Below are 15,230 nucleotides of genomic sequence, written 5' to 3' on the forward strand. Positions count from 1 at the left end.
CCTTGCAAACACATCTCTCTCCGGTGTCGTACAGGAAGAATGCCGAACTCTGTTCCGCCGCTGTGGATGATTCCCTTTCCCTGCGCGAATACTATATTTGTGATACAATATAATAGGTATTTTTTCGGGCAAAGCTCCCCTGAGACCTACCCCCTTTTCCCCTTGAGCAGCAGGTTGTTTGTTCCCCTTTCTCAGTCGCTGCGGTGGAATATAACAGGAAAGGAGAACGCCATGGAACAGGTCAAGGAAAAGATTGTGGAGGTGCTGTCTGCGGTCCTGCCCATCACCCTGGTTGTGATTTTGTTGCAGTTCACGATCATCTGGCTTCCCATGGATGTGTTTGTCCAGTTTTTGATCGGCACGGTGATGGTTACCACCGGTCTCATCCTCTTCTTGATCGGTGTGGAGGTGGGGCTCCTGCCGGTGGGGGAGATGATCGGTTCGACCCTGCCGAAGACCAAGAAGCTGTGGCTGTTGGTGCTCTTCGGTTTCATCTTCGGTTTCGTGGTCACCGTCGCCGAGCCGGATGTCCGGGTGCTGGCCCTTCAGGTGGATCAGGTGTCGGGTGGAGCGGTCCCGAAAAACATTTTGATCTATTCCGTTGCCATCGGCGTGGGGCTGTTCGTAGCGCTGGCGATGCTGCGGATCATCTTCAATATTTCCATCACGCTGCTCTTGTTCCTCAGTTATCTCCTGGTCTTCCTGCTGGCCCTGTTTACCCCGGGCCATTTTGCGCCCATTTCCTTCGATTCCGGCGGGGTGACCACCGGACCGATCACCGTTCCCTTTATCGTCGCCCTCGGCGTCGGGGTCGCTTCCGTGTTGCGGGGGAAAAGCTCCTCCGGTGACGGCTTCGGCCTGGTGGCCCTCGCTTCCATCGGTCCGATCCTGGCGGTGATGCTGATGGGGGTGTTGTACGGATGAACATTCACGTGTGGGAAGGGTTCGGTGAAGTCCTTTGGGAAGTCGCCATGGCGCTCTTTCCGATGTTGATTTTCTTCCTGTTTTTCCATTTCTTCTTTTTGAAACTCCCCAAGAAGAAACTGAAGGACATCTTTGTCGGGATGGTCTTGACCTTCCTGGGACTGGCCCTGTTTCTGCAAGGTGTTCATGTCGGGTTCATGCCCGCCGGGGAGGCGATGGGGCAGATTCTGGTGGAAAATACGGCTCGCTGGATCGTGATCCCCATCGGATTCATCCTCGGCTTTTTGGCCATTTTCGCCGAACCGGCCGTGCGGGTCCTGAACCAAGAAGTGGAGAAGGTCTCGGGGGGGTACATTCCGGCCAAGGTGTTGCTGTACACCCTGTCGATCGGTGTGGCGATTTCCGTGGCGCTCGCCATGTTGCGCATCCTGTGGGATATCTCCCTGTGGTATCTGGTCATCCCCGGGTATGTGATCGCCTTTCTCATCGCGTTTCGCTCCAAGAAGGATTTTGTCTCCATCGCCTTTGATGCCGGCGGGGCGGCCACCGGTCCGATGACCGTCACCTTCATCCTGTCCATCGCCATCGGGTTCGCATCGGGGATGGAGGGACGGGATCCGCTGATGGACGGTTTCGGGATGATCGCCCTGGTGGCCCTCACACCGATTCTCACCGTGCTCGTTCTGGGGCTCCTGTACGGCAGAAAGGAGAAAGAGAAAGATGAGCAATCGGCTGAGTCCGCATAAGCTGATCGTCACCATTTTGAAAAAGGGAATGGCCCGGTCCGCGGTTCAGGCGGCCAAGAAGGCCGGCGCGAGAGGGGCCACGGTGATGCTCGGACGGGGGACCGGGATCCATGAACGGAGGTTTTTGGGAATCCAATGGAATCCGGAGAAGGAAGTGATTCTCATCCTGGTTCCCGACGAGCAGGTGGAGACCATTTTGGACGCGCTTGTTGCGGCGGGCAAATTGGACAAACCGGGAACCGGGATCGGTTTTGTATTGGATACGAAAAGAATCGGGGGGATTTGCAGTCCGTCGAGATCCGTCGCCCCCTCTGAGCATGCGACCCGGGAGGTGAAGGAAATGGAAAACGCTCCGATCCGGTACGATCTGATCGTCACCATCGTCAACAAAGGAAAAGAGGATGTCGTGGTGGACGCCAGCAAAAAGGCGGGAGCCGAAGGGGGCACGATCATCTCCGGCAGGGGAACCGGCATCCACGAACACGCCAAGCTGTTCAACATCCCGATCGAACCGGAAAAGAACATCGTGCTGACCTTGATCGACCGGGAGAAGACCGAGGCCGTCCTGGAAAAGATCATGGAAGAGGCGGAACTGAACAAGCCCGGCCGGGGCATCGCCTTTGTGATGGAAGTGGAGCGAACCGTGGGCATCAACCACGCGCTGAACCGGATGGTCAACCAGCAGATGAAGGCTCAAAACAACTCGTGAGCGGGGCCGATCGCCCCTGCGGTTTTTTGCCTGCCAAGAGCTGAGGGGCTATAAATTTGGCCAACGGGTCAGCAACAAAGATTTGAAATCCGAATTATTCCGAATGTCGATTACGACTCCTGCATGATTCCCCCTCCTTTTCGGAGGGTTTTTTTCGGTGGACGGCGCAGGATTCAAGCCTTGCTTGCCCGGATGTTTCTTTATTCGGACGGGCATCCCCGCGGCGGGAACCGGGTGAGATCTCCGGAGCATGGGACCTGAAGGTTCGGTTAATTGGTAAACGGGGGATATTTCCCAAAACGGAAATTCCGGATGTAAAATGAAGATGTGGCCCGCGACGTTACAGGAGCGGCTCAAACCAGTGAAAGGAGCGAGGTTGTTGTTCCAAATCCCCGAACTCAAAGACATCCTGAAAGCGCAGAGGAACATCTCTCCCTGGGTCCGGGAAACCCCCCTGGAACATCACCGGGGGCTCAGCGCCCTGCTGGGGGCCGAGGTCTATCTGAAAATGGAAATGATGCGGGAAACGCGGGCCTTCAAGATCCGCGGGGCTTGCCACTTCATCGCGGAACTGGGGCAGGAGAAGCGCCAGAGGGGGGTGATCGCCGCGTCGGGGGGAAGCCATGCGCTGGGGGTCGCCTATGCCGCTTCCGTGATGAAGGTTCCGGCCACCATCGTGGTGACGTTGCGCGCTCCGAAACATATCGCCGAAAGTTGCCGCCTGTACGGAGCGGAGGTGATCGTGGCCGGGGAGGTGTATGACGATGCCTGCAGGATCGCGATGGAGATCGCCGAGGAACGCGGTTTGACCTTTATTCACTCCTATGACCATCCGGCGATTGTGGCCGGCCAGGGAACCGTCGGACTGGAGATCTTCCATCAGCTTCCCGACCCCGATGTCATCATCTGTCCGGTGGGTGGGGGCGGATTGATCAACGGGGTGATGATCACGGCCGGGGCGTTCCGTCCGGAAACGGAGGTGTGGGGAGTGGAGCCCGAGGGCGCACCCACGATGACGGAGAGCCTCCGGGCGGAAAAGCTCGTTCATCTCGACAACCCGCGCAGTGTCGCCGATAAATTGGTCACGAAGGAAGTGGGAAGATTAAACTTCGAGATCGCCCGGAGATTAAGCCCCCGGATGGTTACCGTCTCGGAGGAGCAAATCCGCCATGCCATGTATCTTCTGCTGTCTCAGGCCAATTTGTGGGCGGAAGGGGCGGCCGCTTCCGCACTGGCCGCCGCCTGGAAGGAGAGGGAGAGTCTCCGGGGGAAAAAAGCGGTTCTGGTCTTGACCGGCGGAAATGTGGATGCCGCCGTCATCCGTCAGGTGTTGGCCGAATATCATGCATAGAAGTGTGCCGCTCCGGACGCTTTGAAAAGGTGAAGATCTTTCCAGGGAATGGCTAAAGTTGGGGGGTATGCCCCCTCCGGCTTGGGAGGAAGGCTAAACTCGGGTGAGTATCGATGAAGCCGTTTGAGCCGGATTTGATCTTTTTCGAGCCGGAAGCGTTGAAATATCCCCTGGGGGAAGAGTTGTACCGAAGGTATAAGAACAGCGGAATTCCCGTGCGCATGACCACCTCCCACAACCGGGTGACGGGCATTCCCGGCAGGACCGAGGCGGAGAAATACCGCAACGCCAAACGCACTCTGGTCGTCGGAGTGAGGAAGACGCTGAAATTCGACACCTCCAAACCTTCGGCGGAATACGCCCTGCCGCTGGCGACCGGGTGCATGGGGCACTGCCACTACTGCTATTTGCAGACCACGATGGGAAATCGTCCCTACATTCGGGTTTATGTCAATCTGGAGGAGATCTTTGCGGCGGCCCGAAAATACATCCTGGAGCGTGCGCCGGAGATCACCCGTTTTGAAGCGGCCTGCACCTCCGATCCCGTGGGCGTCGAACACATCACCGGCTCCCTGAAGCGGGCGATCGAGTTCATGGGCGGCCAGGAGTTGGGACGACTTCGCTTCGTGACCAAGTACAGCCACGTGGAGCCCCTGTTGGATGCCGATCATCGCGGGCACACCCATTTCCGTTTCAGCATCAACGCCGATCACGTGGTGAAATTCTTTGAACCGGGCACCTCTCCGCTTCGGGACCGTCTGGAGGCGGCGGGGAAGGTGGCCCGGGCCGGTTACCCGCTGGGGTTCATCATCGCTCCCCTGATGATCTTCGACGGGTGGAAAGAGGGATATGGACGCATGCTGGAAGAGCTGCGGGACCGGCTTCCCCGGAAGCGACGAAGGAGCTGACCTTCGAGCTGATCACCCACCGCTTTACGAAGGCGGCCAAGCGGGTCATCCTGAAGCGCTATCCCAAAACCCGGTTGGAGATGGACGAGGAAAAGCGGAAAAAGAAATGGGGAAAGTACGGGAGGGTGAAATACGTATACCGGGACGAGGAGATGGAGGCCCTGAAAGCCCATATCGAGGAATGGATCGTCCGTCTGTTTCCCTCGGCGAAAATCCTGTATTTCACCTGAAAAACAAAAGGACCGGTTTTCGGGCTTCTTCGATGTGATTTTTTAATCTCCGGGAAAACAAAAAACGTTTCTCGACCTCGAGGCGAGAAACGTTTTTCTTTTGGTGGAGCTAACGGGACTCGAACCCGTGACCTCTACACTGCCAGTGTAGCGCTCTCCCAGCTGAGCTATAGCCCCGCATGAGTATATTGTTCCCGACGGGACCGGCATGATACCTTCTCCAACCGGCCGACATGAACCATTATAATGGAGCGGGTCCAAAAAGTAAAGTGTTTTTTTCTGGTGATGAGTATTTTTCTTTTCCCGGGCGGATCCCTCATGGAAACCGGCCGCTCGGGCGGGAAAGTCCAGCCAACGCTTCCATGCACGGTGGAAGGGGGGACGTCTTCAAAACCGCCCCGAGCGGAAGATGGAGAACATCAGCCACAGGATCATCAGCAGGGCGATGACGAATCCCATCTGAATCGCGGGGCTGTTCAGCAGGAGGGTGGGATGGTTGCTCAGGGAGAGCCCGATGATCAGCCCGGTCATGATGATGCTGAAGGCGAGAAGCAGGATGCTGAAGGTGAGCCGATTGCTGATCCGTTCCAGCCTCTTGAGAAACAATTCCAGCCGTGGGATCTCCATCTGAACGCGAAACTTCCCCCGGCGGAGATCGCGGATGAGCGACTGCAGATCCTGCGGCAGCTCGGACAGCATTTCCCCGTAGTCGGTCACGCTTTTCCACAGGCGGCCCGCCACCCGGCGGGGATCCAGCCGTTCCCGGATCAGCCGGTTTCCGAAGGGCATGGCGATCTCCATGATGTTCAGTTCCGGATGAAGCCGGGCGGCGACGCCCTCCATCACCAGGATCGCTTTGCCGGCGAGGGTCAAATTGGCCGGGATGCGGATCCGGTGGCGGGAGGCCACCTGGAACAGGTCCCGGATCGCGTCGCCGAGCCGGATCCGGGAAAGGGGAACGCCGGTATACTTGTCGCGCAGGCGGTCCGTATCGAGCCACAATTGTTCCATGTCGGCGTCCTCGGGGACAATTCCCATCCGGAGGAGCGTCCGGATGACCCCGTCGGTGTCTTGGCGGAGCATGGACAGGATCAGGCTGATGAAGTGATTTTTGGTCTCGGGACCGAGGCGGCCCACCAGGCCGAAGTCGATGAAGGCGAGGCTCCCGTCCGGGAGGACGAACAGGTTCCCGGGATGGGGATCGGCGTGGAAAAAGCCCTCGATCAGGATCTGGTGGAGCATCGCTTTCAGGTACCGTTCGGCCAACGCCTTGCGGTCGTGGCCCGAGGCCGCCAGTCCGGCCTCGTCCGTCATCTTGACGCCGGCGATGAATTCCATCGTCAGGACGTTCTGTCGGGTGTATTCCCAGAAGATCTTCGGGACGCGGACGCTTTCGTCCCCCGCGAACTGGGCGCCGATCCTTTCGGCATTGTTTCCTTCGCTGGCAAAATCCAATTCTGACAACAGCGCTTCGGCGAACTCCTCCACCACCTGCCGCAGCCGCATGCGGGCGGCCCACTTGAACCGGTGGTCGGCGATGGAGGCAAGGTCGCGGAGGATCTCCAGGTCGGCTTCGACGATCGTTTCGATGAACGGGCGCCGGACCTTCACCGCCACTTCTTCGCCGGTGGTCAGCACGGCCCGGTGCACCTGGCCGATCGATGCGGCGGCCAGGGGAGTCTCATCGAACCGGGAGAAGATCTTCTCCAGGGGACCCAGCTCCTTTTCGATCGTCCGCCGCACGTCGGAGAAGGGAAACGGGGAGATGTGATCCTGCAGGTTTTCCAGCTCGCGGAGGATGTCCTCGGAAAACAGGTCGCTTCGGGTGCTGGCGATCTGGCCCAGCTTGATGAAGGTGGGCCCCAGATCCTCCAGCACCATCCGGATCCTCTCCCCGTAGGTTTTCGGATCGGGCGGTTCGTTGCCCACCAGCCGTTTCGGCAGGGAGAGCATCGAGCGCAGGCCCAACTCTTCCACCACGAAGCCGAAGCCGTGACGGGCGAGGGCGACGGCGATTTCCCGATAGCGGCTCATGTAGCGAATTCTTCTGCCGATCATGCGTCATTCCCCTAGAGGCAAATGGGATGTTACTCTTGGCGTTCTTCCAGGCGCCGAACCCGCTCCTCCAACGCTTCGAGCTCCTTTTTGGAGGGGATGTCCAGCTCCGACAGGATGTTTTTTACCCGTTCCCGGAGCACTTCATCCAAGTGCTCCCTTTCCCTTTCCCCCGTTTCGATCAGCCGGTTCACCATTTTCTTCGACTCGTCGGCGGAAATCTTCCCTTTTTTGACCAGTTCGTCGACCGCCTTTTCCACCTGTTCCTTGGTCATCACCAACAGGCCGAGCCCGAGGGAAAGTCCCTTTTTGGCCAGATCCTTCATGCATCATTCCTCCTTTTTGTTCCCCTTCGGAGGAAGGGACGTCTCCGAACCCGGCGCGGGATTGGCCGCCGGGTCCGGCTCTTTTTTCATACCCTGCGGAGGAAGTGGGGCAAACAGACAATTTTTTTAAGATATTCCTCAGAGGATGAACAGGTCGACGATGGCAAAGGCGATAATCAGGAGCAGGGTGGGGAATTCCACCCAGTATCGGTACAGAGTGTTCTTCATCCGTTGATAAACTCGCCACTTTCGGTTGGCGATATACGTATAGACGAGAAAAACGGCGAAAATCGGGATGGCCAGGTTTTTGTGCAGTGCCAGGCTGCTGACGTCATTCATCATGAAGTAAACGACCAGGCACCACAGCAGAATTTCGCTGATGATCAAATAGGATAAGACATTTTTGTAATCGCTGCCGAAACGCTTTTTCAGTTCGCTAAACACTTGACCACCTCCCTTTGCTTTTATAATATATCAACGAAAAATTCGCAGGTTTTTCTTCGCTGAATTGTCATATAGGGTTGTGAACCAGGGACATGGCAGATAACGTGGCATGCCCCCAGGCAGAGGTGTTTGTATGAGACAGCGGGGTGAATCCTTTGGATCATAAAGAGAAGGAAAGGATGGGTGGAGGGAAAGGGGACATCCGCCCGGAAGGGCGCATCGCCGACCTGTATCGGAGCGGATGGTCGTTGGTGGATATCGCCGCCTCCCTGGATCGGAGCATTCGGGAAGTGGTGGAGGTGCTCCGGCAAAACGGCATCCCTCCCAAACCGGAGCATTTGCAGGAAGCGGAGGCGCATCTGTATCGGGAAAGGGAACTGTCGCTGATGTTCCGCAAGCGGACTCCCTCGGGAAAGTCCTGACTGTGGCTCCGCCTCCGAAAGCGGAAAGCGGAAAAACCGGCACCGGATGGTGCCGGTTTTTTGTTGGGTTGGCATAAGGACAAAAGCCGGGGAACAGACCCCGCTTGAAGCCTTTGCCCGGCAAGTGAGGCATCCAAAGCCCGGAGGCGATTTTCAAGGGGTTTCCCGTGTCCGCGGAACGGGACAAGGACCTGTGACAGGAATCACACTTCCTCCTCCCGTCAAATTGTATAGTGGACTTGAACCGCACCAAAGGGGGGGGAGACCGGCTTGTCCTGGGGACTTCATTCGTTTCTGCTGGGCTGTCATATCCTGTTTGCGGCAGTCTGGGTGGGCGGGGTGCTCTTCATCGGCTGGGGAGTGTATCCGGTCGTGAAGAAAATGCCCCCTTCCCGGCAGCAAACCTTTCTGCACGCGCTCATGAAATGGTCCCACTGGCCGCTCACGGCGGCGGGTTCCGGGGTGATTTTCACCGGCTTTCTCCTCGGCACCGTTTTGGGGCCGATCCGTGAGTGGGAAAGCCTGTGGCGATCGGATTACGGCCAAATCTGGCTGTTCTCCCTGATTGTCGGCCTGGCGGTTTTGGCTTGGGGGGCACTGGTCGGATACCGGCAGGCGATGAAGGTGCTGAGCGATGATTCCCTTTGGCGGCGGGCCGAAAGCGGCGACACCCGACCGCTGATGAAAGCGATGAGGAGCATCATTCTCGTCGAGTCCCTGGAAGCCGTCGGCTTTATCGTGTTGATCTGTCTCATGCTGCTGTTCTAATCAGCCGGAGGAGGGAGGTGGACCGGTTGGACATTGGGAACAGGTTTTCCGGAGATTCTCCCCGGGAATGGTCCTATCGATTTTCGTGGGTGCATCTCACGCGGCCGATGACCCTGACGGGCACGATCTGCCCGGTGCTCGCGGGAACGGCCCTGGCGGCGGAAAACGGGTCGGTTCGCCCGGATATGTTTGTTGCCGTGCTGATTGCCGCCCTTTTGGTGCAAATGGCGACCAATCTATTCAATGATTATTTTGATGTGCTGCACGGCCAGGACCGCGACAAGTGGGCAACCCCCGAGGACCCGAAGCATGGCGCCGGGCCCGCCCACCGCGCGATTCCGACGGTCGCCGGTCTCATGTTGTCGGTGGCGGTGGTCTTGGGCGCATACCTGGCCTGGAGCAGCCATGGATGGGTGGCCGTTGTCGGCACGGCCGGAATCCTGTGCGGCTACGCTTATTCAGCCGGACCGCGCCCCCTGTCGTCCCTGGGCTTGGGCGAGCTGATCGCCGCCCTTTTTCTGGGAACGGCGGTGACCGTCATCGCCTATGCCGTGCAGGGAGCGCCGCCGGACGGACGGGTTTTCGCCGCCTCCCTTCCTTTTTCCTTCCTGATCGCTTCCATGATTTTATCCAACAATATTCGGGACATCGAAAAGGATCGGGCCTTCCGCCGCACCCTGGCCATCCGTCTCGGCAGGGCGGGCGCCGCCCGCTTGCTTTCGGCGATTCTCCTCCTCGCCTATTTGTCCTTGGCCGTTTTGATTGGATTCCGCCTTCTCCCGTGGACGGCGGGACTTGCTTGGCTGGCTTTCCCCCTGGCCCTTCGGCTGCGTCACGCGTACCGCGTCGGAGCCGAGAGGAGAGAGGAGATGGGCGGGATGAAATGGGCCGCCTGGCACCACTGGGCCTACGGGCTGCTCTATGCCGCGGGGATCTGGCTGTCCCTGTGAAAACGGGATGAAAAGAAAACGCGTCGCCGCCGAATGGTTTCAGTGATCTTCAAAATCCCTCCGGGCCTTGTCCATCGCCTCCGTCGTACACATCGCATAATAAGGTTATTTTGAGCGTTTGACCCCGGCGGTCAACGCTTTTTTTCGTGTCTTTTTCATAACAAAGAAAAGGTCCTCCCTGGTACAATGGAGGGGAACGGAGATTCTCGGCTGAATGGAGGAAGGGGATGAGAAGGACAGCATATATCGTCATTGCCGCGGTTCTGGCCCTTTTGTTGGTGGGAGGGCTGGAGTTTTTCGGATTCATCTGGCATAATGAGGTGTTTGCTCTGCCCTATGAAGTGAAGGGGTTGGACGTTTCCCATCACCAGGGAGCGATCGACTGGGAGAAGGTCGGAAAGGACAAGCGTTACCGGTTCGTGTTCATGAAGGCCACGGAAGGGAAGGACTTCGTGGACCGCCGGTTCCGGCGCAATTGGGAGGAGGCCAGGAGACAGGGCCTGCGGGTGGGGGCCTATCATTTCTTTTCCATGCAAAGCTCCGGCGAGGAGCAGGCCCGAAACTTCATCCGGACCGTTCCCGATGAGGCCGACAGCCTGCCGCCGGTGATCGACGTGGAAATTCCGCTGCACCATGAACCGGAGAAGGTCCGGCGGAAGCTGGGAGTCCTGGTTTCCGACCTGGAGGAGCATTACGGAAAGAAGCCCCTCTTTTACGTGACCTACAATACCTATCACCGGTACATACGGGATGCGTTCCCCGATCACGGGATCTGGATCCGGGATGTCATCAAGCATCCCGACCTGGAGGGGCGGGACTGGCTGTTTTGGCAGTACGGCCACCGGGGACGGGTGGACGGCATCGGGACCTTTGTCGACCTGAATGTGTATCGCGGGGATTGGAAACAGTTTCAGAAGCAGTTCGGGAAGTGATCCCGGCTGATTATACATATTTCGGGGGAGAGGATCGGCGTGAACCTGTTGACCGAAGAACTCGAGGCCATGGTCCGGGCCGAGGCGTCGGCCATGGAACAAAAGGGGGAGATGTCCCCGAAAGTGTTGGAGGCCGTCCGCGAACGGGGGCTGTTCAAGTTGCTGGTCCCCAGGGAGCTGGGCGGTCACATGTTGCCGCTGCCCGAGGCCCTGCGCGTCTTTGAAGGGGCTTCCCGGTTCGACGGCAGTTTCGGCTGGCTGGTCACTATCGGTGCGGGGGGAGGCTATTTCGCCGGCGCCATGGAACCGGGGGTTTGCCGGGAGCTGCTCTCCCCCCGGGAGGCGGTGATCGCCGGGAGCGGATATCCGGCCGGGGAGGCACGGAGGGTGAAGGGGGGCTATCGGGTGAGCGGGCGGTGGAAGTACATCAGCGGCGCCGACTACGCAACCCTTTTCACCGTGAACTGCGTCATCCGGGATGAAGGCGGGAAGGACGACGGGCGTGTCCTTTCCTTCATCCTGATGCCGGAGCAGGTGAATGTCCTCAAGGACTGGAGGGCCTTCGGCCTCAAGGCGACGGGCAGCCACAGCATTGCCGTGGAGGACGCCTTCGTGCCGGAACGGATGACCTTCGACATCGCGGAGCCGTATCCGGTCTTCAAGGATCCCCTGTTTCGCTATCCCTTTCTGCCCTTCGCCCTCACGTCCTTCGCCGCCGTCGCCCTCGGCATCGCCGACCGTTTCCTGGAGGAAGCCCGGGTGCTCATCGAAGCCGGACGGAGGGTCTGGCCGTCCCGGCGGGCGGAGGCCGGGCTGGAGGCCGCAACCCGGATGGTGGATCGGCTCGCAGGGGCCAAGGCGGACTTCTACCGCACTGTCGATGACACCTGGGAGATTCATTGGAACCGGCCCCTGACCGGGGAGGAAGAGGAGGCGATCAACCGCCGGTCCAGGGAGGCGGCTCAGACTGCCCTCCAGGCCGCCCAGACCGTGTTTCCCCATCTCGGCATGGCCGGTCTCATGGAAAACGCCCCCGCCAACCGGGCCTGGCGGGATCTGCACACCGTCTGCCGCCACGCGCTGTTGTCGGACTGGGGATGAAATGGCGGGGTGGGAAGTGTTTTTCCGGGGCAAGGGCCGAGGGGCGCGTTTTCAAAGCGATGAGAAGTAACCTTAATCTTCTCCTCCCGTCCCCACCGCGTTTGGGTCCGCTGACCTGTTGAGATAGTCTATTTGTGTCAGGGAAAGCCCGTGTCGAATGGTCTTGATCCCTATATTGGCTGGAACAGCCGGAGGAGATGCGCCGCAGGTGTTTGTCACGGATGCGAAACACAAGCGGCATGCACCCTCCGCCCCTTTGGCCAGCGTTTTAAACTCGGGCGGAGGGTGTTACACCATAAATCCCGCAGGGGAGTTCCGGCTTCCTCGTTTTACCTTTCTGCGATTTTGCCCGGTTTTAAGACCGTATCGGTGGCGTTCTCTTTCATTCTCCCGACGATTTTCCGTACGCGGCTTCTTTTTTCATATGTTTCCTACATGCGTCGTCAAGCGGGTCTTCGTATCGGAAGCCTTTTTCATCATCCGCTTCTGCGCGGTTTCAGCCATTTGAGCCAGTGCTGCGGAAACCATGACACTTATGAAGCCTTCCGGCGCTTCCCTACCCAATCTTAAACCGCCCTCACTGGGGCTTCCTTGCAAGTCAAGGTTTGTGCCGGATGGGCGGGTGCCGTGCTCCCTTCAGGAAGGAAGATGCGGCACGCTCCTCCGGCGCCGATTGTCATGCATCCGGGATGAAAAGCAAAGGGAGTAAACACCTTCGACCAAGGAGAAGAGATGATGGACGATCACTGCGAGCGGGTGGACAAGCCTGTCCACGTGTGGATGATGATCTCCTCCGATAAGTACTCCTTCCGCTGGGACCACATCCTCCGCACCGGAGGCTCGGTGGAGTGGTCCGGACGGCGGGTTTTGAGCAACTTCAAACGGGCCGGGGAAGGGGACCGAATCCTCTGCTACCAGACCGGCGTCCGGGAGAAGGGACTGGTCGGCATCGCCGAGGTGGTCCACCCGATGATCGAAGGGATACAGGACATGGAGATAAAGGGCATCCACCGCTTTCCCCGGACCATTCCCTACGAATGGTTCAGACACCTTCCCGAATACCGGGAAACCCAGGCGGCCCGGCTCAGACACCGGGGAACCCTGTTCAGCCTGACGGAGCCCTTTGTCCGCCGGGTGCGGGAGCTGTTGGAGGAAATGGGCGATTCCAGGGGTGCGCGGTTATTGGGAGGGGAGGCGGAGAGATGAGGAAGCCGCGAGAGGGCAGAGCCTGCTTCACTTTTTTCGAAATTTGGTCCGTCCGTTGAAACGGAAGGGATGACGGCGGAGTTATCTATTTATAGAACGCCCGCAGGATCGAGAGTGGCCTGATGAGGGGAGAAGAAAACCGGGCGCATATCCTTTTCGGTCGACACTCCTTCGAGCGGTTAGGTGCAGAGGTGAAGGGTTTTTCCGCGGGGAGGTAAAGCGAATGTTTTTTGAACCGGGTACCGTCTATCGGGATTATTGGATCGAATCGGTGTTGCACACCCCCTTCGGCGAATGGGCGCTGGCGTTCGATGAAGCGAAGGGGAAGGTGTATCTTCAACATGTCCCCCTCCGCAAACCGGCTCCGCCATCCTTGATCGAGCAGTATTTCTCCCTGGATCATCCGCTGCTGGTTCCCTACTGGCAAGTCTATCAGGAATCCAAAGCCCTCGTTTTCGTCCGCCCCTATGTCCACGTGGACGGCTTGATCTATCGCTGTCCGACGGATGAGGAGACGGCCGCGAAGTGGTGCGACCAGCTGTCCCAGCTGGAAACTTATCTGGAGAATCAGCCGAATCCGATGAAGATCGTCTATGTTCCCGAAAACATCGGAGTGACGGATCAAGGAGAATTGCGGGTGTTTCTATGCGGGGACGCATCCTGCATGCGGTGCGACTTCTCCGATCGGGAAACCTTTCGAAGGACCCTGATCGGTGAAAAGAAGGGCAATGCTCCTCCGGAGACGGAAGACGCCCGCCACACCCCCGCTTCCAAAGGGAAATCGAGAAAGTGGTTTTGGGGGGTGGGGATCGCGCTTTTTCTCCTCTTCATTGCCGCCGGCTTTGGACTCATCCATTTCCTGCAGAAGTCCGGGGAAAAACCGGTTCCCGCCCAGACGGAGCCCCCGCGCCCGGTCGAGGCTGAACCGGAGCCTGCTGAACAGGCGTCGGAAGCTGCATCCAGTCCGGACCTGTCCGAGGATTCCGCCCCCACCCAGGAGGACATCGACCAGTCCCGGACCGCGGCCGAGGAATTTGTCTCCTCTTTGGATCGGGACGAACGTCAGGACATCCTGAAGAAACGAGCCCGCTCCATGACCGTCTTGCCCAATATGGAGGCGGAACAGATCGACAGCCGTCCCGGGGAAATCACCTGGGACATCGAGGCGGAGGTGTTCCATTCGGACGGAAACATGAAGGGAAAAACCTACCGGACCACGTTCCGAGTGGTCACGGTGAAGGAAAACGGCGCGTGGCAGGTGAAGGACGCGGAAGTCACGGGAGAGGAGAAATTGTAGTCAAGAAAAAGATTTGCTCGCCGTAAGGCGCTGCAACGGTGCCCTATGGGCCGTTGTGCTCGCCTTTCGGCTTTTTTGTATGACTGAAGGATAGCTTGAGGTTTTATCTGGGGGCTGCCTGATCCTTTGCTCTGTTTTGCGCTTGTCGCTCGCCGATGCCGAGGTGAAAGGCTTCTTTACCGGCCTTTTTAACGCGCCAATTCATTCCCGAGAGGCTGCCTTAGAAAAGAGAAAAGAGGCGTGATGATGACAATCGATGATCCTGGATGATCTTGATGTTTTTAGCAGATGGAGCCGATTCAAATCAGTCCGAGCAAACCAGCTCGTCCATCGCAGATCTTGCTACTTTTTGTTGCTGCTCAGCGTGATTTGCCCGATTTCCGCCACAGCGATATCCTCCGAGTAAAAGTCCACCCAATCATACATTTCCCGAATCTTCTCCGGGTCGTCTATGCGTTGTCTTTGCAAGTAGTCGATCACATATTTTGCTTCCCCTTCACACCGGGGGCAGTAGACGTCATCCACGGTGTACGTTACCTTCTGACCCACTTCAAACCGATGGGAAGTGATGAAGCCGTCATCGGAAAACCCGCAGTCATCGCATACCACCGCCAAGTCGTACAATCGATTCTCCATTCCCTGTCTCTCCTCCTGAATGTTTTTTCTCGCACATTGCGCATGCAGAGACGGTTGCACAAAAAGATTCCGTTCATCCCTTTAATGATTCCATATTAGTTGCTGTTTCAACTCGGACGAATTAGCATTCTAGTGCCCCGTCGACTAACTTAGATCGGGAAATTCCGAAGGAAAATGTTACCTCATGGTCGAATGGATTCATAGGTGATCGAAATGATTTTCGTT

15 protein-coding genes, 1 tRNA gene and 1 pseudogene are annotated in these 15,230 nt (G+C 58.1%); 12 read left to right on the top strand and 5 right to left on the bottom strand.

The annotated features are described in order from the left end of the window. The first annotated feature begins 231 nt into the window (after positions 1 to 231). The 5 genes and pseudogenes from CLV97_RS05780 to splB all read left to right on the top strand — a co-directional run bounded on the left by CLV97_RS05780 (position 232) and on the right by splB (position 4,868). The gene (locus CLV97_RS05780; RefSeq protein ID WP_106344566.1) at positions 232 to 924 is read left to right on the top strand and encodes a DUF1538 domain-containing protein; all 693 of its coding nucleotides are present in this window, start codon (positions 232 to 234) and stop codon (positions 922 to 924) included. Further along, complete coding sequence (locus tag CLV97_RS05785) at positions 921 to 1,670, top strand: DUF1538 domain-containing protein (protein ID WP_106344567.1); 750 nt, start codon at positions 921 to 923, stop codon at positions 1,668 to 1,670. The genes CLV97_RS05780 and CLV97_RS05785 overlap by 4 nt, the downstream gene beginning before the upstream one ends. After that, positions 1,645 to 2,379: a P-II family nitrogen regulator gene (locus tag CLV97_RS05790; protein WP_106344568.1), complete on the top strand. Its 735-nt coding sequence runs from the start codon at positions 1,645 to 1,647 to the stop codon at positions 2,377 to 2,379. Before CLV97_RS05785 ends, CLV97_RS05790 begins: the two co-directional genes overlap by 26 nt. Before the next feature lie 379 nt (positions 2,380 to 2,758). Beyond that, complete coding sequence (locus tag CLV97_RS05795) at positions 2,759 to 3,730, top strand: threonine ammonia-lyase (protein WP_170070374.1); 972 nt, start codon at positions 2,759 to 2,761, stop codon at positions 3,728 to 3,730. Between the two features lie 113 nt (positions 3,731 to 3,843). Next, positions 3,844 to 4,868, top strand: a pseudogene (gene splB / locus CLV97_RS05800) (spore photoproduct lyase). A gap of 101 nt (positions 4,869 to 4,969) precedes the next feature. Here the strand turns inward: splB and CLV97_RS05805 are convergent. From CLV97_RS05805 to CLV97_RS05820, 4 genes are all read right to left on the bottom strand, one after another. Beyond that, positions 4,970 to 5,045: transfer RNA gene (locus CLV97_RS05805), tRNA-Ala, on the bottom strand. 210 nt (positions 5,046 to 5,255) lie between these two features. Continuing rightward, entirely contained in the window at positions 5,256 to 6,926 is a 1,671-nt protein-coding gene (locus CLV97_RS05810; protein ID WP_106344570.1) for an ABC1 kinase family protein, read from the bottom strand. A 29-nt stretch (positions 6,927 to 6,955) separates the two neighbouring features. Continuing rightward, positions 6,956 to 7,249: a phasin family protein gene (locus CLV97_RS05815; protein ID WP_106344571.1), complete on the bottom strand. Its 294-nt coding sequence runs from the start codon at positions 7,247 to 7,249 to the stop codon at positions 6,956 to 6,958. A 138-nt stretch (positions 7,250 to 7,387) separates the two neighbouring features. Further along, positions 7,388 to 7,693, bottom strand: a complete 306-nt coding sequence (locus CLV97_RS05820; protein WP_106344572.1) for a hypothetical protein — start codon at positions 7,691 to 7,693, stop codon at positions 7,388 to 7,390. A gap of 179 nt (positions 7,694 to 7,872) precedes the next feature. On the opposite strand from CLV97_RS05820, the gene CLV97_RS05825 reads away from it, so the two are divergent. The 7 genes from CLV97_RS05825 (at position 7,873) to CLV97_RS05855 (ending at position 14,369) form a co-directional block, all read left to right on the top strand. Continuing rightward, positions 7,873 to 8,115 carry a hypothetical protein gene (locus CLV97_RS05825; RefSeq protein ID WP_170070375.1) on the top strand — a complete coding sequence of 81 codons (243 nt, stop codon included), beginning with the start codon at positions 7,873 to 7,875 and terminating at the stop codon, positions 8,113 to 8,115. Positions 8,116 to 8,385: 270 nt separating this feature from the next. After that, on the top strand, positions 8,386 to 8,883 hold the full coding sequence (locus CLV97_RS05830; RefSeq protein ID WP_106344574.1) for a hypothetical protein: 498 nt from the start codon (positions 8,386 to 8,388) through the stop codon (positions 8,881 to 8,883). A 26-nt stretch (positions 8,884 to 8,909) separates the two neighbouring features. Then, entirely contained in the window at positions 8,910 to 9,833 is a 924-nt protein-coding gene (locus CLV97_RS05835) for a prenyltransferase (RefSeq protein ID WP_245891388.1), read from the top strand. 227 nt (positions 9,834 to 10,060) lie between these two features. After that, the gene (locus tag CLV97_RS05840) at positions 10,061 to 10,765 is read left to right on the top strand and encodes a glycoside hydrolase family 25 protein (RefSeq protein WP_106344575.1); all 705 of its coding nucleotides are present in this window, start codon (positions 10,061 to 10,063) and stop codon (positions 10,763 to 10,765) included. Between the two features lie 39 nt (positions 10,766 to 10,804). After that, positions 10,805 to 11,866: an acyl-CoA dehydrogenase family protein gene (locus tag CLV97_RS05845; RefSeq protein ID WP_245891389.1), complete on the top strand. Its 1,062-nt coding sequence runs from the start codon at positions 10,805 to 10,807 to the stop codon at positions 11,864 to 11,866. 735 nt (positions 11,867 to 12,601) lie between these two features. Further along, a complete protein-coding gene (locus CLV97_RS05850) occupies positions 12,602 to 13,072 on the top strand; it encodes an EVE domain-containing protein (protein WP_170070376.1) in 471 nt (156 codons plus the stop codon). A 223-nt stretch (positions 13,073 to 13,295) separates the two neighbouring features. After that, complete coding sequence (locus tag CLV97_RS05855; protein ID WP_106344577.1) at positions 13,296 to 14,369, top strand: hypothetical protein; 1,074 nt, start codon at positions 13,296 to 13,298, stop codon at positions 14,367 to 14,369. A gap of 342 nt (positions 14,370 to 14,711) precedes the next feature. Here CLV97_RS05855 and CLV97_RS05860 read toward each other — a convergent pair whose 3' ends face one another. Next, on the bottom strand, positions 14,712 to 15,005 hold the full coding sequence (locus CLV97_RS05860) for a hypothetical protein (protein ID WP_106344578.1): 294 nt from the start codon (positions 15,003 to 15,005) through the stop codon (positions 14,712 to 14,714). Positions 15,006 to 15,230: the final 225 nt, after the last annotated feature.

The organism is Planifilum fimeticola, assembly GCF_003001905.1.
Lineage (GTDB): Bacteria > Bacillota > Bacilli > Thermoactinomycetales > DSM-44946 > Planifilum > Planifilum fimeticola.

Coding starts and splice junctions, on each gene's coding strand:
- CLV97_RS05815 (WP_106344571.1), bottom strand. CDS start 7,249: ATGAAGGATCTGGCCAAAAAGGGACTTTCCCTCGGGCTCGGCCTGTTG.
- CLV97_RS05860 (WP_106344578.1), bottom strand. CDS start 15,005: ATGGAGAATCGATTGTACGACTTGGCGGTGGTATGCGATGACTGCGGG.
- CLV97_RS05850 (WP_170070376.1), top strand. CDS start 12,602: ATGGACGATCACTGCGAGCGGGTGGACAAGCCTGTCCACGTGTGGATG.
- CLV97_RS05785 (WP_106344567.1), top strand. CDS start 921: ATGAACATTCACGTGTGGGAAGGGTTCGGTGAAGTCCTTTGGGAAGTC.
- CLV97_RS05810 (WP_106344570.1), bottom strand. CDS start 6,926: ATGATCGGCAGAAGAATTCGCTACATGAGCCGCTATCGGGAAATCGCC.
- CLV97_RS05825 (WP_170070375.1), top strand. CDS start 7,873: ATGGGTGGAGGGAAAGGGGACATCCGCCCGGAAGGGCGCATCGCCGAC.
- CLV97_RS05780 (WP_106344566.1), top strand. CDS start 232: ATGGAACAGGTCAAGGAAAAGATTGTGGAGGTGCTGTCTGCGGTCCTG.
- CLV97_RS05790 (WP_106344568.1), top strand. CDS start 1,645: ATGAGCAATCGGCTGAGTCCGCATAAGCTGATCGTCACCATTTTGAAA.
- CLV97_RS05840 (WP_106344575.1), top strand. CDS start 10,061: ATGAGAAGGACAGCATATATCGTCATTGCCGCGGTTCTGGCCCTTTTG.
- CLV97_RS05855 (WP_106344577.1), top strand. CDS start 13,296: ATGTTTTTTGAACCGGGTACCGTCTATCGGGATTATTGGATCGAATCG.